The sequence below is a fragment of the Streptomyces sp. PL-29 genome (genome assembly GCF_058344425.1).
Genome location: NZ_CP136996.1, coordinates 5,601,394 through 5,622,289, shown reverse-complemented (window position 1 = coordinate 5,622,289; position 20,896 = coordinate 5,601,394). Strand labels below are relative to the sequence as shown.

At 72.3% G+C, this 20,896-nt stretch carries 21 protein-coding genes, 1 tRNA gene and 2 pseudogenes; 10 read left to right on the top strand and 14 right to left on the bottom strand.

What is annotated here, in order from left to right; all coding sequences use genetic code 11:
• Window positions 1-26: 26 nt before the first annotated feature.
• From R4Z63_RS25835 to R4Z63_RS25820, 4 genes are read right to left on the bottom strand one after another with little or no spacing between them, the layout of a single operon-like run.
• Window positions 27-638, bottom strand: a complete 612-nt coding sequence (locus R4Z63_RS25835) for a GTP-binding protein (RefSeq protein ID WP_384451315.1) — start codon at window positions 636-638, stop codon at window positions 27-29.
• Entirely contained in the window at window positions 625-996 is a 372-nt protein-coding gene (locus tag R4Z63_RS25830) for a DUF742 domain-containing protein (protein ID WP_384451318.1), read from the bottom strand. The genes R4Z63_RS25835 and R4Z63_RS25830 overlap by 14 nt, the downstream gene beginning before the upstream one ends.
• Entirely contained in the window at window positions 996-1,415 is a 420-nt protein-coding gene (locus R4Z63_RS25825) for a roadblock/LC7 domain-containing protein (RefSeq protein ID WP_037915341.1), read from the bottom strand. Before R4Z63_RS25825 ends, R4Z63_RS25830 begins: the two co-directional genes overlap by 1 nt.
• Window positions 1,412-3,790, bottom strand: a complete 2,379-nt coding sequence (locus R4Z63_RS25820) for a sensor histidine kinase (RefSeq protein WP_491522598.1) — start codon at window positions 3,788-3,790, stop codon at window positions 1,412-1,414. Before R4Z63_RS25820 ends, R4Z63_RS25825 begins: the two co-directional genes overlap by 4 nt.
• 420 nt (window positions 3,791-4,210) lie before the next feature.
• Between R4Z63_RS25820 and R4Z63_RS25815 the strand changes: the two genes are divergently transcribed.
• Window positions 4,211-4,534, top strand: coding sequence for a hypothetical protein (locus tag R4Z63_RS25815; protein ID WP_384451324.1), 324 nt, complete (start codon window positions 4,211-4,213; stop codon window positions 4,532-4,534).
• Window positions 4,535-4,703: 169 nt separating this feature from the next.
• Here R4Z63_RS25815 and R4Z63_RS25810 read toward each other — a convergent pair.
• The 3 genes and pseudogenes from R4Z63_RS25810 to R4Z63_RS25800 form a co-directional block, all read right to left on the bottom strand.
• Window positions 4,704-4,904, bottom strand: a pseudogene (locus tag R4Z63_RS25810) (peptide-methionine (R)-S-oxide reductase); the annotation flags it as partial.
• A 54-nt stretch (window positions 4,905-4,958) separates the two neighbouring features.
• Window positions 4,959-5,279, bottom strand: a complete 321-nt coding sequence (locus tag R4Z63_RS25805; protein ID WP_384451326.1) for an NADAR family protein — start codon at window positions 5,277-5,279, stop codon at window positions 4,959-4,961.
• Window positions 5,254-5,511, bottom strand: a pseudogene (locus R4Z63_RS25800) (DUF7638 domain-containing protein); the annotation flags it as partial. The pseudogene R4Z63_RS25800 and the gene R4Z63_RS25805, both read right to left, overlap by 26 nt.
• An 84-nt stretch (window positions 5,512-5,595) precedes the next feature.
• Between R4Z63_RS25800 and R4Z63_RS25795 the strand changes: the two are divergent.
• The 3 genes from R4Z63_RS25795 (at window position 5,596) to R4Z63_RS25785 (ending at window position 8,173) form a co-directional block, all read left to right on the top strand.
• Window positions 5,596-6,969 carry a hypothetical protein gene (locus R4Z63_RS25795; protein WP_384451332.1) on the top strand — a complete coding sequence of 458 codons (1,374 nt, stop codon included), beginning with the start codon at window positions 5,596-5,598 and terminating at the stop codon, window positions 6,967-6,969.
• 68 nt (window positions 6,970-7,037) lie between these two features.
• Window positions 7,038-7,113: transfer RNA gene (locus tag R4Z63_RS25790), tRNA-Ser, on the top strand.
• A gap of 136 nt (window positions 7,114-7,249) precedes the next feature.
• Window positions 7,250-8,173: a phosphorothioated DNA-binding restriction endonuclease gene (locus R4Z63_RS25785; RefSeq protein WP_384451335.1), complete on the top strand. Its 924-nt coding sequence runs from the start codon at window positions 7,250-7,252 to the stop codon at window positions 8,171-8,173.
• A gap of 79 nt (window positions 8,174-8,252) precedes the next feature.
• On the opposite strand, the gene msrB is transcribed toward R4Z63_RS25785, so the two are convergent.
• The 4 genes from msrB to R4Z63_RS25765 all read right to left on the bottom strand — a co-directional run bounded on the left by msrB (window position 8,253) and on the right by R4Z63_RS25765 (window position 11,524).
• Window positions 8,253-8,660: a peptide-methionine (R)-S-oxide reductase MsrB gene (msrB, locus tag R4Z63_RS25780; protein WP_384451338.1), complete on the bottom strand. Its 408-nt coding sequence runs from the start codon at window positions 8,658-8,660 to the stop codon at window positions 8,253-8,255.
• A gap of 23 nt (window positions 8,661-8,683) precedes the next feature.
• Window positions 8,684-10,081 carry a UDP-N-acetylmuramate--L-alanine ligase gene (murC, locus tag R4Z63_RS25775; RefSeq protein WP_384451341.1) on the bottom strand — a complete coding sequence of 466 codons (1,398 nt, stop codon included), beginning with the start codon at window positions 10,079-10,081 and terminating at the stop codon, window positions 8,684-8,686.
• Window positions 10,082-10,138: 57 nt separating this feature from the next.
• On the bottom strand, window positions 10,139-10,606 hold the full coding sequence (locus tag R4Z63_RS25770) for a hypothetical protein (RefSeq protein ID WP_037915327.1): 468 nt from the start codon (window positions 10,604-10,606) through the stop codon (window positions 10,139-10,141).
• A gap of 135 nt (window positions 10,607-10,741) precedes the next feature.
• Window positions 10,742-11,524 carry a pyrimidine reductase family protein gene (locus tag R4Z63_RS25765; protein WP_037915324.1) on the bottom strand — a complete coding sequence of 261 codons (783 nt, stop codon included), beginning with the start codon at window positions 11,522-11,524 and terminating at the stop codon, window positions 10,742-10,744.
• Window positions 11,525-11,608: 84 nt separating this feature from the next.
• On the opposite strand from R4Z63_RS25765, the gene zapE reads away from it, so the two are divergent.
• Both zapE and R4Z63_RS25755 read left to right on the top strand, forming a co-directional pair.
• The gene (gene zapE, locus R4Z63_RS25760) at window positions 11,609-12,664 is read left to right on the top strand and encodes a cell division protein ZapE (RefSeq protein ID WP_384451360.1); all 1,056 of its coding nucleotides are present in this window, start codon (window positions 11,609-11,611) and stop codon (window positions 12,662-12,664) included.
• A gap of 66 nt (window positions 12,665-12,730) precedes the next feature.
• Window positions 12,731-13,156 (top strand): OsmC family peroxiredoxin, encoded by a 426-nt coding sequence (locus R4Z63_RS25755; RefSeq protein WP_037915319.1) that lies wholly within the window; start codon window positions 12,731-12,733, stop codon window positions 13,154-13,156.
• A 59-nt stretch (window positions 13,157-13,215) separates the two neighbouring features.
• On the opposite strand, the gene R4Z63_RS25750 is transcribed toward R4Z63_RS25755, so the two are convergent.
• Together R4Z63_RS25750 and R4Z63_RS25745 are read right to left on the bottom strand one after the other, a co-directional pair.
• Window positions 13,216-14,310 (bottom strand): amidohydrolase family protein, encoded by a 1,095-nt coding sequence (locus tag R4Z63_RS25750; RefSeq protein ID WP_078555738.1) that lies wholly within the window; start codon window positions 14,308-14,310, stop codon window positions 13,216-13,218.
• 27 nt (window positions 14,311-14,337) lie between these two features.
• A complete protein-coding gene (locus R4Z63_RS25745; RefSeq protein ID WP_384456005.1) occupies window positions 14,338-15,672 on the bottom strand; it encodes a cytochrome P450 family protein in 1,335 nt (444 codons plus the stop codon).
• 328 nt (window positions 15,673-16,000) lie between these two features.
• Between R4Z63_RS25745 and R4Z63_RS25740 the strand changes: the two genes are divergently transcribed.
• The 3 genes from R4Z63_RS25740 to R4Z63_RS25730 all read left to right on the top strand — a co-directional run bounded on the left by R4Z63_RS25740 (window position 16,001) and on the right by R4Z63_RS25730 (window position 19,112).
• Window positions 16,001-16,558: a hypothetical protein gene (locus R4Z63_RS25740; protein ID WP_384456008.1), complete on the top strand. Its 558-nt coding sequence runs from the start codon at window positions 16,001-16,003 to the stop codon at window positions 16,556-16,558.
• 192 nt (window positions 16,559-16,750) lie between these two features.
• Window positions 16,751-18,109 carry an alkaline phosphatase PhoX gene (locus tag R4Z63_RS25735; protein WP_037915314.1) on the top strand — a complete coding sequence of 453 codons (1,359 nt, stop codon included), beginning with the start codon at window positions 16,751-16,753 and terminating at the stop codon, window positions 18,107-18,109.
• Window positions 18,110-18,179: 70 nt separating this feature from the next.
• Window positions 18,180-19,112, top strand: a complete 933-nt coding sequence (locus tag R4Z63_RS25730) for a polysaccharide deacetylase family protein (protein WP_037915311.1) — start codon at window positions 18,180-18,182, stop codon at window positions 19,110-19,112.
• A gap of 133 nt (window positions 19,113-19,245) precedes the next feature.
• Here the strand turns inward: R4Z63_RS25730 and R4Z63_RS25725 are convergent, their stop codons facing one another.
• Window positions 19,246-19,920 (bottom strand): AIM24 family protein, encoded by a 675-nt coding sequence (locus tag R4Z63_RS25725; RefSeq protein ID WP_037915308.1) that lies wholly within the window; start codon window positions 19,918-19,920, stop codon window positions 19,246-19,248.
• A 71-nt stretch (window positions 19,921-19,991) separates the two neighbouring features.
• Here R4Z63_RS25725 and R4Z63_RS25720 point away from each other — a divergent pair, with 71 nt between their 5' ends.
• Complete coding sequence (locus R4Z63_RS25720; protein WP_037915304.1) at window positions 19,992-20,744, top strand: aminoacyl-tRNA hydrolase; 753 nt, start codon at window positions 19,992-19,994, stop codon at window positions 20,742-20,744.
• The last annotated feature ends 152 nt before the right edge of the window (window positions 20,745-20,896 follow it).

Here is a 20,896-nt window from a genome sequence, read left to right as displayed (position 1 = left end):
TCCCGGCCTCGCGCCCCCGGTGGCGGTCAGCCGGTGACGGCGGCCGGGGGCTGTTGCGCCTTGTCGATGAGCACGTCGAGCAGGGCGAGCAGGCAGGCGCGGACGTCCGTGCGGGAGCGGGCGTCGAGCATCAGGACGGGGGTGTCCGGGTCGCGGAGGTGCAGCGCTGCCGCGATCTCCTCTGCGGTGTAGGGCTGTTCGCCGTGGAAGCAGTTCGCGCCGACCACGAAGGGCAGGCCGCGGCTCTCGAAGAAGTCGATGGCCGGGAAGCTGCGGTCCAGGCGCCGGGTGTCGACCAGGACGATCGCCCCGAGGGCACCGCCGAGCAGGTCGTCCCACATGAACCAGAAGCGTTCCTGGCCCGGCGTGCCGAACAGGTAGAGGACGACTCCGGCGTCGGTGAGGGTGATCCGGCCGAAGTCCATCGCAACGGTGGTGAGGGTCTTGGACTCGATGCCGTCGAGGTCGTCGACGCCGACGCCGGCCGCTGTCAGCCGTTCTTCCGTCCGCAGCGGCTCGATCTCGGAAATCGTCTGCACCAGGGTGGTCTTGCCGACCCCGAAGCCGCCGGCGATGAGGATCTTGACCGGGGCCGGTTCCCGGGAGGAGGGCGGGGCGGGCGTGTCATATCCGGGCAAGGTTGTCCCTGATTCTCATGAGCAGGTTGACATCGGTGGTGTCGGACGCCGCCAGGGGCGGCCGGTGGCTGATCAGCCCGCGGTCGGCGAGTTCGCCGAGGAGCAGCGTCATCGGTGTGAGGCGGATGTTCATCCGCGCCGCGATCTCCGCGACCGCGCGCCCGCCCGGCGGCGCGCACATGACGAGGATCTCCTGCCACTCGGTGGGCAGTCCCCCGTGCGCGTCACCGGCGACCGCCGCCGTGATGGTGGTGTCCATGGTCAGGACGGTGTGCTCGGCGGCCGTACGTCCGTCGGTGAGGGCGTACAGCCGCGTACGGCGGCGGCGCGCGGGCTGCGGCGGCTCGTCCTGCGGCATTACGCGTTCGGTGCCTGGCCGCGCTCGGGGGTGCCCAGCCATTCGCCGAGCGCCTGCGCGGTGCGTACGGCCTCGCCGCCGAGCTCGCCGAGGCGCGCCTTGCGGGAGGTCACCACGATGAGCGTGCTGCCCTCGCCGCACCCGACGATGCAGAGGTACCTGTCGTCCATCTCGACGAGCTGGCGGATGACGCGGCCACCGTCGATCTCCCGGGATATCGCCTTCATCGTGGAGGCGATGCCGGAGGCGGCGGCCGCCATGCGCTCGGCCTGGGGCTGGTCCAGAAGGTAGTCGCTGAGCCTGATGCCGTCGTTGGACAGGAGCACGGCGCCCTGGATGCCGGCGATCCTGCTCAGGTTGTTGTCGAGGACGCTGTAGATCGCGTCGTTGGATGCCGCGGTGTTCGATGAGGTGGTCATGGCTGATCCCGTCGGAGCTCTTCTTCCACTGTCTGGGTCCCCTGTTCGTAGTCCGCCCAGGCGTCGGCGACCTCTTCGGGCGTCGCGGTGTCCTGGGGGACCGGTGCTTCCGGCGCGTGGGGCGCGCGCAGTTGGTCGGCTATGTGGGTCTGCGGGACCCGCTCGGGGAGGGCCGGCCGCGTCGGGGCGGTCGCCGGGGCGGGCCGGTCCGCGAGGGCGGTGGCGGGTGCGTGCCGCGGCGTCCTGGTGCGGCGGCTGGGCAGTCCGGCGCTGGTGTGCGCCACCGGCTCGGGCACCGGCTCGGGCTCGGGCTCCTGCTCGGTCCCCTGCTCGTGCTCGGTGCCGGGCGCGGTCCTGGTGGCGGGCTCGTCGGAGCGGACCGGTACGGGGTCCGACGGGGCCGGAGCGGACCCGGGGGCCGCCGCCGGGGCGGGCACCTCGGCAGGGGAGGCGGGTCGGCTGCCGGCGCCCTCACTCGGGGTCTCCCCCTCGCTCGGGAGCAGCAGGTGCGCGGGCAGGATCACCACGGCGCAGGTGCCCCCGTACACCGAGCGGCGCAGGGTGACCGTGGCTCCGAGCTGGTCGGCGAGGTGGCCCACGACGAAGAGGCCGAGGCGGTGGGCGTTCTGCGCGAGGACGGAGTACGGCGGGGCCTGGTGCAGGCGCCCGTTCATCTCCTCGTACCGCTCCGGGGAGACCCGCGGGCCGCGGTCCTCGATCTCGACGGACAGGCCGTCCGCCACCAGTTCGGCGCGGATGACCACCTTGGACTTCGGCGGGGAGAACCGGGTGGCGTTGTCGAGCAGCTCGGCCAGCAGGTGGCTGATCTGACTGATGGCGCCCGGTTCCACACTGGTCTCATCCAGGGCCTGCCGCTCGATGCGGCGGAAGTCCTCGACCTCCGCGGCGGCTTCGCGCAGCAGGTCGGCGACGCGCATGGGCTCGGTGTGCGGGTCGGGGACCTCGCCGCCCGCCAGGATCAGCAGGTTCTCGATCTGCCGCCGCATGCCGACGGTCAGCTGGTCGGACCGCATCAGCTGGGCGAGCAGTGCCTCGTCGTGGCCGAAGGCGTCCTGGAGGTCCTCGGTGAGGCTCAGCTGGCGACTGACGAGGTTTCCGGTGCGGGAGGCGATGCCCGAGGCGAACAGGCCGAACCCGTGGCGCTCGGCGGCGAGCCGGCGGTGTCCGTCCACCGACACGGCGACGGCCCGGGCGAAGGCGTCGCTGATGCGTCCGACCTCGTCCCGGTCCCCGCTCACGGCCGGCAGGACCTCCGGGTCCACGCTCTGTCCGTGCTGGAGCCGGGCGACGACCTCGGGGAGGGTCTCCTCGGCCACGGTCACGGTGCGTTCGTGCAGGTCGTCCAGGCGGCGCAGGACCGACCGGGTGGTGAGCACGACCACGATGACGACGGCGAGGAGCCCGCCGCCGCTGCCGGCTATCAGCCAGGCGACCTCGGCCTGCAGTTCTGCGGCCTTGGCCTCGCCGCGGGCGAGCACCGAGCGCGCCAGGTCGATGTTGAGCGTGGTCATCTGCACGGAGAAGTTGGAGTGCGCGGACGACCAGTCGGCCACCTCGCCGGGGAGTTTGACACCCGAGACGGTGTCCTTGTGCCCGGAGAGGACGGCGTTCTCGATGCGCGTCTTCGCCTGCCAGTCCTCGGAGCCGACGACCCGCTCGTAGAACCGCTCGTCCCGCGCCGTCAGATGCGGCACGATCAGAGCTTCGTGCAGGTAGCGCTGGGCTCCCAGGGAGCTGACGAACTGGTCGTAGCCGACGAAGCCCAGTTCCCCGGACGGCCCGGCGAGGGCCAGGACGGTGTCCTCGCGGGCCACCATCTCGGTGGCCTGGAGCATCGAGACCACGGGGCGGCTCGCCTGGGCGAGTTCGGCGTCCTCCGCGTGGCTGAATTCCTGCTGGTAGACCTGGATGACCTTGCCGATGACGTCGGAGTAGTAGGCGAGGGTGCTGTCGGCGGCACCGCTGCGGGTGTCGGCGCGCTGGCGGTAGGCGGCCAGTTTGTCGAGCGGCCGGGTCACTTCCGTGAAGGACCGTGAGGGATCGTCGGCCAGCGCGCGGAACTCGGCCGCGGCGGAGTCCGTGGCGGCGCGCCGTACGCGCAGCTCCCCCTCGGACCCGGCGGTGCCCGCCCACAAGGAGGCGGTCGCCGTGCGCTCCGCCTGCATGTCGACCATCAGGGTGTAGAGCGGGGCTCCGACCCGCTCGGCGGCCTCCACGTCGGCCCGCAGTTGGGCCGACTGCTCCAGCAACCGTTGTGCGGTCACCGTGACTTGGGTGCCCATCGCCACGGTGGGAACCACTGCCAGCCAGATGAGGAGGGTGCGCAGGCGCACGGTGCGCCAGCGACGCGGCATCGGCCGTCCTCTTGCGCCTTCGGGTTCTATGGGAGACATCGGTCCTCGGGAGCGGGGGCGTGGGGACGTCGGGGGTGGCCGAACGGCCGGACCGGGCACGGCACTGCGGAGGGGACTGTCACAACCGGTGTGGTGGTGACGGGATGTGAGGGGCCGATCATAACCAGACAGACGGAGGAATCGGATAGGTGTCTTCACCGGCCGACCGTGCTATCTCCGTTGGATCGTCCCAGGCCAGAGACCGGATCGGAATCGAACCGCGACGTCCCCGACATCAGGGCGGCCCGATTCCGGCCAGCCGCCCCTCCGGTCGCACCGGGCCGGGGGCGGGGTGACGATGGAAGAGCGGTGCCCGCGGCCCGCGCCCCGCGGTCCGCGGCCTCCCGATTCCTCTCGATTCCCCCTGGTTAAGGAAGGCTCATGAACCGGCGCACACGGCTCCTCATCCTCGGCCCCTTGGCGGCCGCCTCGTTCGCCGCCGCCCCCGCCGCCCTCGCGGCGATACCGCAGACCACGCCGGCCGCCGTCCCGGCCGCGACGTGTTCGACCTCCGGGGTCCTGGAGAACGGGAAGGTGCACCTGTCCGGCGGCGGCTTCACCCCGGGCCCTGCCTACGTGTACGGGTCGGCCGGCTTCGGCGGGACGGTCGAGATCGCCCAGAACGGCGGGTTCCAGGTCATGAACGTGCCGCCCGGCCAGTACAGCGTCCGCCAGGGCGGCGAACTGACCCAGTGCAGCGGCTGAGCACGCGACCGCCCGGGCCCGTGCGGAGCCCGGATCCCTCACGGCATCCCGCGGACAGGAGTGTGGGCCCTCCCGGTCCGCTCAGGTCCGGGAGGGCCCACCGATGTCCTGGGCGGCCCCGGTCGGTCCTGGGCGCCCCTGATGCGTCCTGAGGGTCAGCCGCGTCCGCGGCGGGGGTCAGCCGCAGCGAGATGCTGTTGATGCAGTAGCGCTGGTCCGTGGGCGTCGGGTAGCCCTCGCCCTCGAAGACGTGCCCCAGGTGGGAGCCGCACTTCGCGCAGCGGACCTCGGTACGGACCATGCCGTGCGAGGTGTCGGCGAGCAGTTCGACGGCGTCGCTGCCCTTCGGGTCGAAGAAGGACGGCCAGCCGTCATCCCTGGCGATTCACACTTCTCCGGCGTCCGGACGCCTCAACCCGTCCCATCAGGGTGTGAGGCCGGCACGGTCAGCGAGGAGTTCGGCCCGGACGAGCTCAAGGAGTCGCCCCATCCAGTTGAGCCCTGCCCGGCCGTGCTGGCCCCAATACCCGGGAGATCCCATATCGGTGTAGAGCAGCGTGGCATCCCCCGTGCCGAGCAGCTCCTCGGCAAGCGCGGGGTTCTGCGTGTACTTGGCTCGGAGTAGCCGTGCCATCACGGCTGGGCGGGCTTCGTCCCACTGCGCCCGCCGAGGGGCGTCCTGCGCCAGGCTCCGCGCCTCAAGTGCGTTCTTAGTGGACGTCCGCGAACCTCCACCCGCCCACATGGTGCGCGGAGGCTTCCGCCCCCTCCTCCAGCTCCGTCGCGACCCACCCCGTCCGGAGCTTCTCGGCGAACTCGTCCAGCGTGACCAGTCCCCAGCAGTCAATCAGCCCGTCGGCGTAGATCAGGAGGTCCGTCAGGAAGTAGGAGGAGCCGTTGCAGATGAAGGCGTGCCGCCAGGTCCCGGGTATGCGCTCGCCGTCAACGAACCGATAAGTGAGGTTTCTGCCTGCCATGGCAAAAGGCTAGGCGAATGACGGAAGGAAAGACCGCCGATTATCCGGTGGAGGTCCCGTGCGGGCGCTGGCAAGGTGTGGCGCATGCCGTCGCACTATGCCGAGCAGCTGCTGCGCGAGCTGCACGCCTCGCTCGGGCTCCGCAAACGCCCCGAGGACATAGCCCAGCTGATCCAGGACCTGTTCGCTGCCCGAGAGGTCGCCCTCGACCCCGCCACCGCCGGCGCCCTGGAGAAGGCCGCCGAGCATTCGCTGCACAGGCTGTGGCACGGCTACACCTCCATGCTCGAGGACTTCGCCCGACCCGTCGGCGCGCAACGCCAGCTCGCCCGAGCCGGGGCGCTGTTCGCGTCCATGCCCGGAATCCCCGGGGGAGCCGGAGACGATCCCGCGGAGATCGAGGCCGTGATCCGCCGGGCCGGCGAGGAAATCCACCGGCAGTACGGGGAGAACGACTTCGGCCTCGACCGGCTGAACCGGGCCGAGCGCGCCGAAGCCGGCATCGGCGAGGTCTCCAAACGCCAGTACAACAAGCGCTTCCGGCTGCTGCGCCGGATGGAGGCCAAGCTGGCCCGGCTCATCCACGAGCAGTGCCGCCGCGAGGTCACCATGACCGGCAAGGGCGCGCTCGCACACACCCTGCCGTACGAGCTGTTCGCCGCCGACCCGGACTCCGCGGCCTTCATCGCCTACCTCACAGCCCGCGCGAACATGCGCAGCATCTTCACCAACGGCACGCAGCGCCGCCCGTACGACGAGATCGCCGACGCTCTCTTCCGACGGCTGCGCGCGGCGCCCGGGCGGGCGAACTGGTACGCCGTCGCACACGTCCACCCCACCGCCGAGGTGTTGGGGCACCTCTCCGACGAGGAGCTAACCCGGCTCCTGGTCCGCTGGAACGGCTTCCTGCGGACCGTGGCCGAGCTGCTGGAGGACGCCTGGAACCGCTCCCGTATCGAAGCCGCGAGCATGATCGTGCGGCGTGGCGACGACTCGTCGACGTGGAACCAGGCTGCACAGGCCTGGAGCACCGCCCGCGCGCACTGGTTCGCGCTGTTGACGGAGCTGGGCCAGGAGGAGTTTTTGGACCGCGTGTGCCCGGGCAAGGTGCCCCGGCTGATGGCAGCCGACGTGGCCTACTGGCACCGCAGGAGCGGTGGCGGACTGCATCCGGACACCTACGTGTGGGCGGAACTGCCCCGGCCGTGGGAGGTCCTGCGGGGCGAGAAGGACTGCCCCCGCTCACTGGTCGAGGCGGCCTGCAAGCGCAACGGTGTTGACCCGGTGGCCGGCGGCTGGACGGCGCCCCGGCCGGCCGCGCAGGCCGTCCGTTTCAGCCGTACGCCGGAGCTGGTGCACGGCGTGGCCGTGGCCGATCCTCTGATGGCGAGCGCCCTGCGGTCCACCGGCGTGTTCTCGGGCCGGGGCAAGCGAGCCGCCGCCGAGGAATGGATCTGACGTTCCGACCGCCCCGGGCCGCAAATCAGTTGCCCGGGACGTCCGCGCTTGACGAGAATCGGGGCGGCGGCGAGGAAGCTCTGCGGAGGAGCGCCCGGCTCGATCTCCGGGTGGACGTAGGTTCGAATCCTGCCCTTGCCGCCATCCTCACCACTCCGCCTGCACGGCACACGCGCCGGAGAGCCGAACACTGAAGTCGCGTTGGCTCGCCCCGCCGGGCCCGAAGGCCCGGGCTACGGTGGTCTTCCCCCGACCGACAGCGACGGAGTGTACGGACCCCGTGACACGAGATGAACTGATGAGCGCGCTGTCCGGGCTGCGCCGGGCACAGATAGGTGGGCGGCGAGCCCCGCACAAACCACTGCTCGTGCTCTGGCTCCTGGGTCGGTTCGCCGCCTCGGGCAGCACCGCGGTCGCGTACGACGAAGCAGAAGAGCCCGTCAGTCGGCTGATCAACGACTTCGGGCCTGCCGTGACGAGCCCCACTCGGGCGCGCGAGCGCGCTGCGATGCCCTTCGTGCACCTGGAGCGAGGGCTGTGGGAACCACGCGATAGCGACGACCGCACCATCACTCCGGACGCCCCGGAGCGGGGCAGCTGGCTGCGATCCCGGGGAGCCCACGGGCGACTGCGACCCGATGTGGAGACGTTGCTCACCGACTCGGGCACGCTCGCGGCCGCGGCCCGCCTGCTGCTGGAGCAGCACTTCACCACCGCGCTGGAGGCGTCCATCTGCGACGCCGTCGGCCTGGACCTGACAGCCCTCGACGAGACCGCTTACGTGCCGGAACAGCGGAAGCGGCGCGCACGGCGCGCCGGCTTCGCGGAGGAGGTACTGCAGGCATACGCGTACGCCTGCGCCTTCTGCGGGTTCGATGGCGCACTGGGCAGGAATCCCGTGGGGCTGGAGGCCGCCCACGTGCGCTGGCACAGCCAGGACGGCCCGGACGAGGTGAACAACGGGCTGGCCCTGTGCTCCCTCCACCACTCCCTCTTCGACCTCGGAGTGCTGGGGCTCCTGCCCGACCTGCGCATCCAGGTCTCCCAGCTGTACGTGGCACGGAGCCGTTCAGGACAGGCCGTCGACGCCCTCCACGGCCAGCCGGTGTCAGCGCCCAGGCCCGGACGGCCCACCATCGACCCGAAGTTCGTCCTGTGGCACGGGCGCCAGGTCTTCAAACGCCCGGGCGCACAGGTCGCTTAGCAACACGAGAGCCCCGGAAACCATCGGTGTCCGGGGCTCAAGTCATCTCGGGCGCGGTCGACTACGGCGGCCGCGCCTGTCAGCCCTCGTTTGGTGTCAGCCGCAGCGAGATGCTGTTGATGCAGTAGCGCTGGTCCGTGGGCGTCGGGTAGCCCTCGCCCTCGAAGACGTGCCCCAGGTGGGAGCCGCACTTCGCGCAGCGGACCTCGGTACGGACCATGCCGTGCGAGGTGTCGGCGAGCAGTTCGACGGCGTCGCTGTCCTTCGGGTCGAAGAAGGACGGCCAGCCGCAGTGCGACGCGAACTTCTCCGAGGAGCGGAACAGCTCGGCCCCGCAGCCTCGGCAGGAGTAGACGCCCTCCGTCTTGGTGTCGGTGTACTCACCGCGGAAGGCCGGCTCGGTGCCGGCGAGGCGCAGCACCTGGTATTCGGACGGGGTCAGCTCCGCCTGCCACTGCTCGTCCGTCTTCTCGACCTCGTACGACATGACTCTTCCGCTCCCTCGTTCCGTCAGCTCGACAGGCGGGCCAGGATGGCCGGACCGAGGTCCGTGACATCGCCCGCGCCCATCGTGAGAACGAGATCGCCGGGCTTGGCCATTCCCGCGACGACGTCGGCGACGGCGCTCTTGTCGTGCTCGGCGGCGACGTCGGCGCCCGCGGCCCGCGCCGCCGCGATGATGATCTCACTGGTGACGCCGGGGATCGGGTCCTCGCGGGCGGGGTAGATGTCCAGGACGACGGAGGCGTCGGCGAGGGCCAGGGCCTGGCCCATCTCCTTGCCCAGTTCCTGGGTGCGGGAGAAGAGGTGCGGCTGGAAGACGACCAGGATGCGGGAGTCTCCGGCGGCTCCGCGGATGGCCTCCAGGTCGGCGTTCATCTCGGTCGGGTGGTGCGCGTAGGAGTCGATGACCTGCACGCCGGCGGCCTCGCCCTTGAGCTGGAGGCGGCGCTTGACGCCGGTGTACTTGCCGAGCGCGGAGGCCAGGTTGTGCGCGGGGATGCCGAGGGCCACGCCCGCGGCGAGGGCCGCGACGGCGTTGTGCGCGTAGTGGCGGCCGGGGACGGAGACGGTGAAGGTGAGCATCCGGCCGTCCAGGACGACGGTGACCTCGCTGGTCAGACCACGCGGAGTGATCTTGGCGATCCGGACGTCGGCTCCCTCCTCCTCTCCGTACGTGACGACGGTCAGGCCCTCCCTGCCCGCGACCCGGCGGGCGATCTCGGCGGCGCCCTCCTGGCCGTGCGCGACGACCAGGGTGCCGCCGGGCACGATCTTGCCGACGAAGGTCTCGAAGGACTCGTAGATCTCCTCGATCGACGCGTAGTTCGCGTGGTGGTCGAGCTCCGCGTTGAGGATGATGGCGACCTGCGGGGCGTACGTGTGGAACGAGCGGTCGCTCTCGTCGGCCTCGGCCACGAAGATGTCGCCCTCGCCGTGATGGGCGTTGGAGCCGGGGGCGTCCAGATCGCCGCCGATGGCGTACGAGGGGTCAAGGCCCAGGGCCGCGAGGGAGACCGCCAGCATCGAGGTGGTGGTGGTCTTGCCGTGCGTACCGGCGACGGCGATCGGGCGCAGTCCGTCCATCAGCGCGGCGAGGGCGTCGGAGCGGTGCACGACGGGGATCCCCAGCTCGGCGGCGCGGGCCAGCTCGGGGTTGTCGGCGCGGATGGCGCTGGAGACGACCACGCAGGTGGAGTCGGCGGCGAGGTGGTCGGCCGCGTGTCCGCCGTGGACCGTGACGCCGTGGGCGCGCAGCGCCTCGGCGGTGTCGGAGTCGCCGCGGGCGTCGCTGCCCGCGACCTTTCCTCCGCGCTGGGCCAGGATCTTTGCGATGCCGGACATTCCGGCGCCGCCGATGCCGATGAAGTGGGGCCGTTCCATGGCGGTCGGCAGGCCGGGCTTCATTCAGGTCGCTCCAGGATCGAGTGCGGTGCTTGTACGTGTCGGGCTCTGGGCCCAAGCCTATTCGTTGTGGGCGAAGAGCTTGAGCACGGGAACGCCGACTTTGTGGCGCGCCCGGGAGGCCCAGTCCCGGTGGAAGAACTCCTCCACGAAGTGCGGGGAGGTCAGGACGATCACCTCGTCGGCCCCGGTCTCGTCCACGACGGCCTGCAGTTTGTCGAGCGGATGTTTCTCGACGATCTGCCCGACGGCCTTGGCGCCCTTCTGGCGCAGGGCGTTCAGGGAGTGCGCGAGGGCGTGCGCGGCGGGGCCGAGCGCGTCCTCGCCCTCGGGTTCGTCGCCCTCGCGGATGGCTTCCGGGAGCTCACCGAGCGCTACGTCGTCGATGGCGCGCAGCAGTCGGTCCTGGTCGCCCCGGGGCTGCATGAGGACGACGAAGGAGACCGGGTCGTCTCCGTGGAGGCTGGTGACGAAGTCCACGTCCACCGTGGTCAGCGGCTGCTCGATCATCAATACGCTCGTGAACACGGACGCCCTCTCCTTCATGGGCCGAGGCCGGTCGGCCGGCCCCTGCGGAAACCATCCTGCCCCGCTGTCGCACGGGGCCTGCGCAGGTATATGTGCCCAGCGGAAGCAAAGCGGAACGGGAAATTCCGCCCCTTGTCAGATCCGACGGTAGCTCGTGAACAGGAACCCGGCCTCCTCCAGTACGCAGGCGGGCGCGAGCCGGTGCGGAACCGTGACGGCAGGGCCCCCGGTGATGCGCTGGGCGCCGCCCGCCGTGAGCGTCGGGGAGATCGTCAGGCACAGCTCGTCCAGCACGTCGGCCGCCACGAACTGGCCCAGCAGCCGGGGCCCGCCCTCGGTGAGCTGGCGGCGCAGCCCGCGCCCGGCGAGCTCCCGCACGGCCCGGGCCGCGTCCACGGCCGCACCCTCGCCGGCCACCACCACCTCGGCGCCGGCGGCCTGCGCCTCGGCCACCCGGCCGGGCGGCGCCGCGGCGCCGGTGACCACCAGGGTCGGCACCAGCGGTGAGCTGAAGAGGGGAAGGGAGAAGTCCAGGTCCATGCTCGCGGTGACCACGGCGATGGCGGGGGCCGGGCCCTGCCCGGCGGCTTCGCGGCGGGCCGCGAAGGCCTCCCGGGCACGGGCCGGGCGGTAGCCCTCTTGGCGAACCGTTTCCGCGCCGACGACCACCACATCCGCCAGCGCCCGCAGGGTGCCGAAGATCCGCATGTCGGTCTCGCCGGAGATGGGCTGGGAGCGGCCGTCGTGCTGGGCGGCGCCGTCCAGGGTGGAGACCATGTTGGCCCTCAGCCAGCGGCCGTCCGCCGCGAGGGCGGGGTAGGCGTAGGCGTCCGCGAGCTCGTCGAGCGACCACTCCCGGTCCGTCCCGTCCTGGCTCTGGTCTGGTGTCTGATCGGTCACAGGGAACAGGCGTCGCATCGGTGCAGTGTGCCACGCCCCGTAGAGTTAAGGGCTGTGTCGACATCTCTCCCCACCTCCGGTTACACCTCCGGCCGGCCCCCGATAGCCGACGCCGGGCCGCAGGCCCTGTGCGCGCGCGAGCCGCGGGTTCCCGCCGAGCGGCTGGTGGCCGAGATGGTGCCGCCGCCGCGGTTCGACTCCGTCCGTTTCGACACCTACAACCCCGATCCGGCCCAGCCGAGCCAGGCCGAGGCCGTCACCGTGCTGAGCGGCTTCGCCGCGGGCCTGGGCGGGGCGCACGCGAGCGGCTCCGGCAGGAAGCGCTGGTTCTCCAGGAAGCCGGCGGCTCCCGCCGCGCCCCGCGGGGTCTACCTCGACGGCGGCTACGGTGTCGGCAAGACCCATCTGCTCGCCTCCCTGTGGCACGCCACCCCGGCCGAGCCCGCGCTCAAGGCCTTCGGCACCTTCGTCGAGCTCACCAACCTCGTGGGCGCGCTCGGCTTCCAGCAGACCGTGCAGACCCTGGGCGGGCACAGGCTCCTGTGCATCGACGAGTTCGAGCTGGACGACCCCGGCGACACGGTGCTGGTGTCCTCGCTGCTCAGCCGTCTCGTCGAGCAGGGCGTGGCGCTGGCCGCCACCTCCAACACACTGCCCGGCAAGCTCGGCGAGGGCCGCTTCGCCGCCGCGGACTTCCTGCGGGAGATCCAGGGGCTGTCGGCGCACTTCCGGCCCCTGCGGATCGACGGCCAGGACTACCGCCACCGCGGCCTGCCCGAGGCCCCGGCACCGTTCTCCGACGAGCAGGTCGCCAAGGCCGCCTACGCGACCGATGGCGCGAGCCTGGACGACTTCCCCGGCCTGCTGGAACACCTGGCCCGGGTGCACCCGAGCCGGTACGGCGCACTGACCGACGGGATCACGGCCGTCTGCCTGACCGGCGTCGGCCCGGTGCCGGACCAGTCCACCGCGCTGCGGCTGGTGGTACTGGCCGACCGGCTGTACGACCGCGAGGTCCCGGTCCTGGCCTCCGGGGTCCCCTTCGACAAGCTGTTCAGCGATGACATGCTGAACGGCGGTTATCGCAAGAAGTACTTCCGCGCCATATCACGGCTCACCGCGCTGGCGCGCGACGCGAAACCCCTGGTGTCCCAGTAGGTTTGGGGACGCCGGGCCCCCTTCTCGGGAGCCCGGCCGTTTCCCCACCTCTGCGAAGGGATCACCATGGCCACCACGCGTCACGCGCACACCGTCTGGGAAGGCGACCTGCTGAAGGGCAAGGGCGTCGTCAGCCTCGACTCCTCGGGCATCGGTTCGTACGACGTCTCCTGGCCCGCGCGCGCCGAGGCCGCGAACGGCAAGACCAGCCCGGAAGAGCTGATCGCCGCCGCCCACTCCAGCTGCTACTCGATGGCGCTCTCGCACGCCCTGGCGGGCGCCGGAACCCCGCCCAGCCGGCTGGAGACCAAGGCCGACGTCACCTTCCAGCCGGGTGAGGGCATCACCGGTATCCACCTGTCCGTCGAGGGCACGGTCCCGGGTGTGGACGAGGCCGCCTTCCTCGCCGCCGCCGAGGACGCCAAGAAGAACTGCCCGGTGAGCCAGGCCCTGACCGGTACGACGATCACCCTGAGCGCCAAGCTCGTCTGATCCCGGTTCCCGGGACACCGGCCGGGGGTGCGGGCCGCACGACGCGGCCCGCACCCCCGTCAGGCCGTCGCCAACTGCGGGATCAGCCGCATGGCGTTGTCGTGGTAGATCCCCCGCAGCTGCTCCGGGGTGAAGGCCGGGTCCGCGTCGAGGGCGGGCAGGGCCAGGTCCATGACCGTGTCGGCGGGTGCGGCGGGCCAGTCCGTGCCGAAGAGGATGTGGTCGGCCGGCACGTGCTCCAGCAGGGTCGCCGCGGGCGCCATGGGCCCCGCGGTGTCGTAGTAGAAGCGGCTCAGATGGTCGCGGACGGCGGCGGGCTCGACGCTCGGTTCGCAGAACCGCCCGAGGGCCTGCAGCCGCGTCGCGATGTACGGCAGGAAGCCGCCTGCGTGCGGCAGGACCACGGAGATGTCCGGGAACCGGTCCAGCGTCCTGCGGCTGATCATGTTCACCGCGGCCCGGGTGGTGTCCAGCAGGAAGTCGCACACGAAGTTCGGGATGCCCGGGACGGTCGGTGCGCCGGGCGGGCCGCCCGGGAGGTTGTGCGGGTGGGTGTCCACCACCGCGCGGCACTCGTTCAGCTCGTGGAACAGCCGGTCGTAGGCGGGGTCCCCGAGATAGACGCCCCCGTAATTGGCGGTGACGTTGACGCCGACGGCGCCGAGCTGCCCGAGGCCGCGGCGCACCGCCCAGGACGACGCCTCCGGGTCGTCCAGGAAGAGCGGCACGTAGTACGAGAACCGCCCCGGGTGCGAGGTCGCCACCTCGATCATCGACCTCAGCGTGATGTTGATCGCCTCGCGCAGCTGCGCCGACGAGCGGTACCGCGCGGGCAGCATCGGTTTGAGGACCGCGGTGGTGATGCCCGCGTCGTCCATGAAGCGGATCGCCGCCTCGGTGTCGAGCCGGCTCCACGCCGGCAGCCGCTCCGGCTCGATCAACCCGTGGTGCACGGCCCACTCCCGCCACTCCGGGGCGCAGAAGTGGTGGTGCATGTCGATCTTCGAGTGGACCGTGCCCGCGGTGTCCGGGCCCGGCGCTGAGGGTCCGCGCGCGATCCGGATGACCTCGCTGGTGCCCACCGCGGCGATGCGCAGTTCGTCCGCCGGTGTTCCCAGGAGGCGCACTCCGGGGGTACTCACGGAATCCGTCATGCCAATCCACCGTCCATCGGGTCTGGGTTACTTTCCGGAAGCCACGGAGGCCAGGGTCGGCTCGCCCGGCTCGCCTGGGCCGCCGCCCGGCCCGCCGTCCGGGCGCGACGGCTCCAGGACGATCCGCAGGTGCTCCAGCCCGCGGAAGGCCGCCACCGGTCCCTTGAGCCACGCTCCCCCGGTCTCCTCCAGGTCCACGGGCCGCATGTCCGGGAACTCCCGCAGGAGGCAGGCGAGCGCGATCTCGAGTTCGAGCCGCGCCAGCGGCGCCCCCAGGCAGTAGTGGGTGCCGTGGCCGAAGCCCAGGTGCGTGCCCTGGAGTCCCTCGCGCGTCACGTCCAGGTCGTCGGGCGCGTCGAACCGCTCCGGGTCCCGGTTGGCCGAGGAGATCGCGATCTGCACCAGGGCGCCCTTGGGGATCACCGTGTCCCGGATCCGGGCCTCCTCGGCGGCATACCGGAAGGTCGACGTCTCCACCGATCCCTCGTAGCGCAGCATCTCCTCGACCGCCCCCGGAATGAGCCCGGGGTCCGCGCGGAGCCGGGCCGCCTGGTCGGGGTGGAGCAGCAGGTTGAGGACGGAGTTGCCGATCTGGTAGGCGGTGGTCTTGTGGCCGGCGAAGAACAGGACCCACAGCGACGCGACCAGTTCGGGGTCCTCCAGCCGTTCCTCCGCCTGGACCAGGTCGCTGAGGAAGGTGTCCGACGGGTGGTCGCGGGTGTCCGAGATCAGCCGCTCCAGCCGGTGCTGGAGCCGCTCCTCCGCGGCCTTGAGCTCCGCCCTGCGGCTGGGGTCGAACCGGGAGCGGGTTACCACCGCGAACTGCTCCAGGATCTCCGGGCGGTCCTCCTGCGGGATGCCCATCAGTTCGCACAGGACCGCGATCGGCAACGGGAACGCGAACGCGGCCATCAGGTCGACCGTCCCGGCCCGGCGGCACTCGGCGAGGATCGTCTCCGCGATCTCGGTGATCCTCGGACGCATCTGCTCCACCCGCCTGGGGGTGAAGGCGCTGCGCAGGATGCGGCGCAGCCGCGTGTGCCGCGGCGGGTCCGAGAAGAGCACGTTGTCGTCGAGCGCGTCGAAGAAGCTGCCGTACACGGCGTGGTAGGTGTCGATGGCGCCGCGCATGTCCTTGCTGAACCGGGGGTCCGACAGGGCGTCGCGGGCGTCGTCGTGGCGGGTGATCAGATACGTGTCGACCCCGTGGGGCGGGGTCAGCCGGCACACCGGGGCCTGCTCGCGCAGGGCCGCGTACACGGGGTGGGGGCACTGCCGGTACTCCGGTGCGCCCCGGGAGACGGCGGACACGATGTCGCGCAGTGCTCCGTCGCCGTTCGGTGCCGCATCCCGCTGCGCCATGTTCCGCACCCTCCGTCGCGTCGGCCGCCGTGGCCGTGGCCGTGGCCGTCGCAACGGCCGTCTGCGGACTCACCGGTTCCCCGGGCCGGTGCGCCGTGAAACGGAGCCGCTCCCGTTCGGGTGAGCCACCGGAGCCGGGGAGGGGGCCGTCCGCGGGCGGAGCGCCCGGCCGCCGGCCCGGCCGGGTGCGGCGGGCCGACCGTCGGCCGACCCACGGCCGATCGGCGGTCGCCCGTCCGTGCCGTGTCGGGACGGACCCGGGCCGGATGCGGCGGCCAGCGGGAAGGGCTGCCGTGCCACCAGCCAGCCCGTCACGAGGAGCCCGCGCATGGCCCGACGTCTCGCCCCCGCCCTCACCGCAGCCGCCGCGCTCGTCCTGGCGGCCGTCGCCGCACCGCCGGCCGCCGCCGGCCACGGCCCGGACCGCGGCCGGGCCACGGCCGACCTGGGGGTCGCGTACGCCGCCACCGCCAGGTTCCAGGTGCACGCCAACGCGGTGGCGGCCGGCTACGTGCCGGACAGGTACTGCGTCTTCGACCGGGCGGGCGGGAGCGGCGCGCTCGGCTACCCGCACTTCAACCACGCGTACGACAATTCCGTGGACCCGGCCAAGCCCGCCGCGCTGTACTACGAGGACGACGGGCGCGGCGGAAAGCGCCTCGTCGGGGTCCAGTGGCTGGTCTACGACCGCGACCAGAAGCTGACCACGGACGACGACCGTCCCGCCCTGTTCGGCACCGCCTTCAAGGGCCCCAAGCCCGGCAACTTCCCCGGCCAGCCGGTGCACTACGCCCTGCACCTGTGGCTCTGGAAGAAGAACCCCGGAGGCCTGCACGAGACCTTCAACCCGGCGGTGGCCTGCCTGCCGGGCACCACGCGCCCGTAGGCCCGTCCCGCTCGGACCGCTCGGACCGCTCGGCCCGCTCGGCGCCGTTCCAAGCTGTTCGGCGCCGAACGGGCCCTTTTCGACACGCTTCGGTACCTGTGGGCACCTGTCGGTCCGGCAGGACCGGCCGCACGCCCGGCATGATCGGCGGGACACCCCCTCAGGGGCCCGACGTCCTCCCGGGAGCCGCCGATGTCCGTCACCCGACGCAGCCTGATCGCCGCCGGCGCGATCACCTTCAGCGGAGCTCTGGGCGCGCTGTTCGCCGGCGGCTCCCCCGCCTCGTCCCGGGCGGCGCGCGCCGGCGGCGGGTACGGGCCGCTGCTCCCCGACCCGCGCGGGCTGCTCGACCTGCCCGCCGGGTTCGGCTACCGGGTGCTCTCGCGGGCGGGCGACCCGATGCGCTCCGGTGAGGGCGCCGTCCCCGCCCACTGCGACGGCATGGCCGCCTTCGACGCAGGGGGCGGCCGGGTGCGGCTGGTGCGCAACCACGAGAACAGGGCCGGCGCCGCCCTGCGGGTGCCCGCCGTGGCGGGGCTGACGTACGACCCTGGGGCGCTCGGCGGCTGCACAGCCCTCGACCTCGCCCCGGACGGGCGGGTCACCGGCGAGCGGGTCGCCCTCGCCGGCACGGCGGTCAACTGCGCGGGCGGGCGCACCCCCTGGAACACCTGGCTGAGCTGCGAGGAGACCGAGGACCGGGCCGGTACCTCGGGCTACGAGCGCGACCACGGCTACGTCTTCGAAGTGGACCCGGCCCACCCGCGGCGCACCGGCGCGGTGCCGCTGACCGCCATGGGCCGCTTCGCGCACGAGGCCGTCGCCGTGGACCCGTACCGCGGGGTGGTCTACGAGACCGAGGACGCCTTCGTGCGGCCCTTCGGGCTGTTCTACCGCTTCCTGCCGGCCCGGCCGCTCGGCGCCGCCGGTTCGCTGCGGGCGGGCGGCGCCCTGGAGGCCCTGCGGGTCCCGGGTGTGGCGGACCTTGCGGTGGTGGACGAGCCCGGGGCCGAGTTCCCGGTGGAGTGGGTGCCCGTACCGGACCCGTCGGCGGCCGTCACCCCGATCCGGCACCAGGACTTCGGGGCGGGCGGCATCACCCACGCGCAGAAGCTGGAGGGCTGCTACTGGGGCGGCAACGGCGTCCACTTCGTGTCCAGTTACGCCCGCAGGGGCGAGGGCGCACCCGCCGACCACCACGGGCAGGTGTGGTTCTACGATCCGGGCCGGGCCCGGCTCCGGCTGGACGTGCTCTTCGGGCCGGCCGCGGACGTACAGCTGCCCGGGGACTCCCCCGACAACATCTGCCTGGCCCCGGACGGCGGGCTGATGGTGTGCGAGGACGGCGGCGGGGCGCAGTACGTGTTCGGGGTGACGGCGGGCGGCGAGGTCTATCCGGTGGCCCGCAACGCCGACGACATCGGCGGACCGGGGGCCCCGGAGTGGGGAGAGTTCGCCGGGGTCACCTTCTCCCCCGACGGGCGGACCATGTACGTCAACGCCTACGCACCGGGCACCACCTTCGCCGTCACGGGTCCCTGGCGGCGCTGACCGGGAGCCTGCGGCACGCGGGGAAGTACCGCATGCACCCACTTGTCACATAATCATATATTTTGCGTGCGTGACCATTTCTGTACGCAAGGTTGCGGCCGCGGCCGCACTCAGTGCCGCCCTCGCCGCTTCCCTCGCGGGCTGCGGGGGCGGATCCGGCACCAAGGACACCGGCCGTGAAGCCCGCACGGGCACGCCGCCGGCGTCCGCCCCCGCGGCTTCCGCGCCCGGCACCGCGGCCGCCTCCTCCCCGAGCTCCTCCCCCGGCACCCCGGGCGCCCCGCTCGCCGGCGCGCCCGGCACGGCACCGACGCTCGCGCCCGGCCCGAACGGCCTGACCCCCGTCTTCGAACGGGCCGGGCAGCGCACGGACAAGACCGTGGCGCTCACCTTCGACGCCGACATGACCTCCGACCAGGGGCCGCGCGCGGCCGGCGGGGAGCGCTTCGACAACCCTCAACTGATCTCGGCGCTGCGGACCCTCAAGGTACCTTCGACGATCTTCATGACGGGCCGCTGGGCCGAGGAGTACCCGGACCAGGCCAAGGCCATCGGGACCGACCCGAACTTCGAGATCGCCAACCACTCCTACAGCCACCACGCCTTCACCTCCCCCTGCTACGGGTTGCCCCGGCTCGACGGCGCCGCCGCGCGCGCCGACGTGGACCGGGCCTTCGCCGCGTTCCGCCAGGCAGGCGCCGTCAACACGGTCCCGTACTTCCGCTTCCCCGGCGGCTGCTACGACGACCCGGCGCTGCGGGCCCTGTCCACGGCCAAGGTCACGGCGGTCCAGTGGGACGTGGTCAGCGGGGACGCCTTCGCGACGGACCCGGACGCGGTGGCCGAGCAGGTCCTCGCCGGGGTGAAGCCCGGCTCCGTGGTCGTGATGCACTGCACGCGCAGCGCCGCCCCGGTCACCGAGGAGGCCGTCCGGAAGATCGTGCCGGAACTGCGCAAGCGCGGCTACCGGTTCGTAAAGGTCTCACAGCTGATCGGGACGTAGCGGTCGGCCCTCCTCCGGGAAGCGCGCGGGGACGTGGGCGGTGCGGGCCGGGCGCCGAGCGGCAGCTCCGGAGAGGCCCCGCGCAGCGCCCAGGGCCGGCGGCAGCCGGAGCGGCGGCCCACACCGGCCGGGTTCACCGCGCGACCGCCGTCTCGGTGAGCTCGCTCGGCCGGACGATGACGAATCCCTCGCCGCTCAGCTTCAGCTGGACCGCCTCGCCGGAGCCGCCACGGATCATCGACCCGACCGACTGGGAACGGTGCAGCCCGGTCTCCAGCCGGGCGCTCCAGCCGACCACCGCGTCCGTGTCGACGTAGACGGGGGCCTGAGCCGTGACCGGGATGATGATCGGGTGTCCGTCGCAGACCACGGCAAGCTTGCCGGTGCCGGTGAAGACGCTGTTGAAGAGGCCGCCGCCGGTCATGCCGGCGCCCTTGACCATCTTGATCTCGTAGGACAGCGTCGGGTCGAAGCACAGCACGTTGCGCCCGTTGACGGTGAGGGCGTCTCCGGGTTCGAGGTCGATGATGAAGCAGTCACCCGCCTGGTGGGCGAACCAGGCCTCGCCCTGGCCGCGTACGGACATCAGCGCCAGGCCCTCGCCCGTGACGGCGCGCTTGAGCATGCCGCCTATGCCCTGTCCCTTGCGCTCGAACTGCAGATTGCCGCGGAAGGCGACCATGGATCCCTGACGGGCCAGCATCTCCCCGTTGACGTTGTACTTCACCGATTTGGCGTTCTGGAGGCTCATCCCGGGGGCAGCGGCTGCCCGGGCCAGGTGCTCGGACGCAAAAAGATCACTCTTCATGGCCCCGATCCTCGCCCGGGTCCGCCACCCGGGACATCCTCCCCGAGGTGGAGCCTGGCATCCTTGGCGGGATGAGCAGCCAGCACACCGACGACACCTCCGGCGTACCCGCGGTCGGGGCCGACAGTGCCTTCCGACGGGAGCACGTACTGCGCGACGAGGCCCCGCAGTTCGTCCTGCCGCTGGTGGTCCGCATCGAGAAGGCGGAGCCCCCGGCCCGGACCGATGCCCTGGAGACCGCGGCACGGGCCGTGTTGGTCCTGCTCACCGACGAGCGGGCGGACGGCGAGGGCGAGTGGGCGCAGGCGGTCCGGGACTGGCAGGACGCGCGGATCCGCAAGGTGGTCCGGCGGGCGCGCGGGGCGGAGTGGCGCAAGGCGCAGGCCCTGCCCGGCGTCACGGTCCACGGCGAGGCGGCACAGGTCCGGGTGTTCCCTCCGGTGCCCCTCGACGGCTGGCCCAAGGAGCTCGCCAAGCTTCAGGTGTCGGGCACCGACCTCGACGACCCGGAGCCGGCCGCCGAAGCCGACGCCTCCGCCCTGCCGGTGCTGTGGCTCAACCCCGGTCTGGAGATGTCGGCCGGCAAGGCGATGGCCCAGGCCGGGCACGCGGCGCAGCTGGCGTGGTGGGAGCTGACGCGGGCGGAGCGGGCCGCCTGGCAGGAGTCGGGCTTCCGCCTGGCCGTGCGCACGGCCGCGCGCGAGCGGTGGACGGAGCTGAGCGGGAGCGGGCTGCCGGTGGTCCGCGACGCCGGGTTCACCGAGATCGCGCCCGGCAGCGCGACGGTGGTCGCCGAGCACCCGGCGCTGCGGGCCCGGCTCTGAGAGACCCGGTGGCCGCCCGGCACCTGCCGGGCCGAACCTGCCGGGCGGAACCTCAAATGTTGCTCTGAACGTCCCCTGCTGGGATTGGCGCGACCGCGTCGGGTGCATGACACCGGCACACGGTGCTTGAGAGGGGGCGAGGGGACATGAAG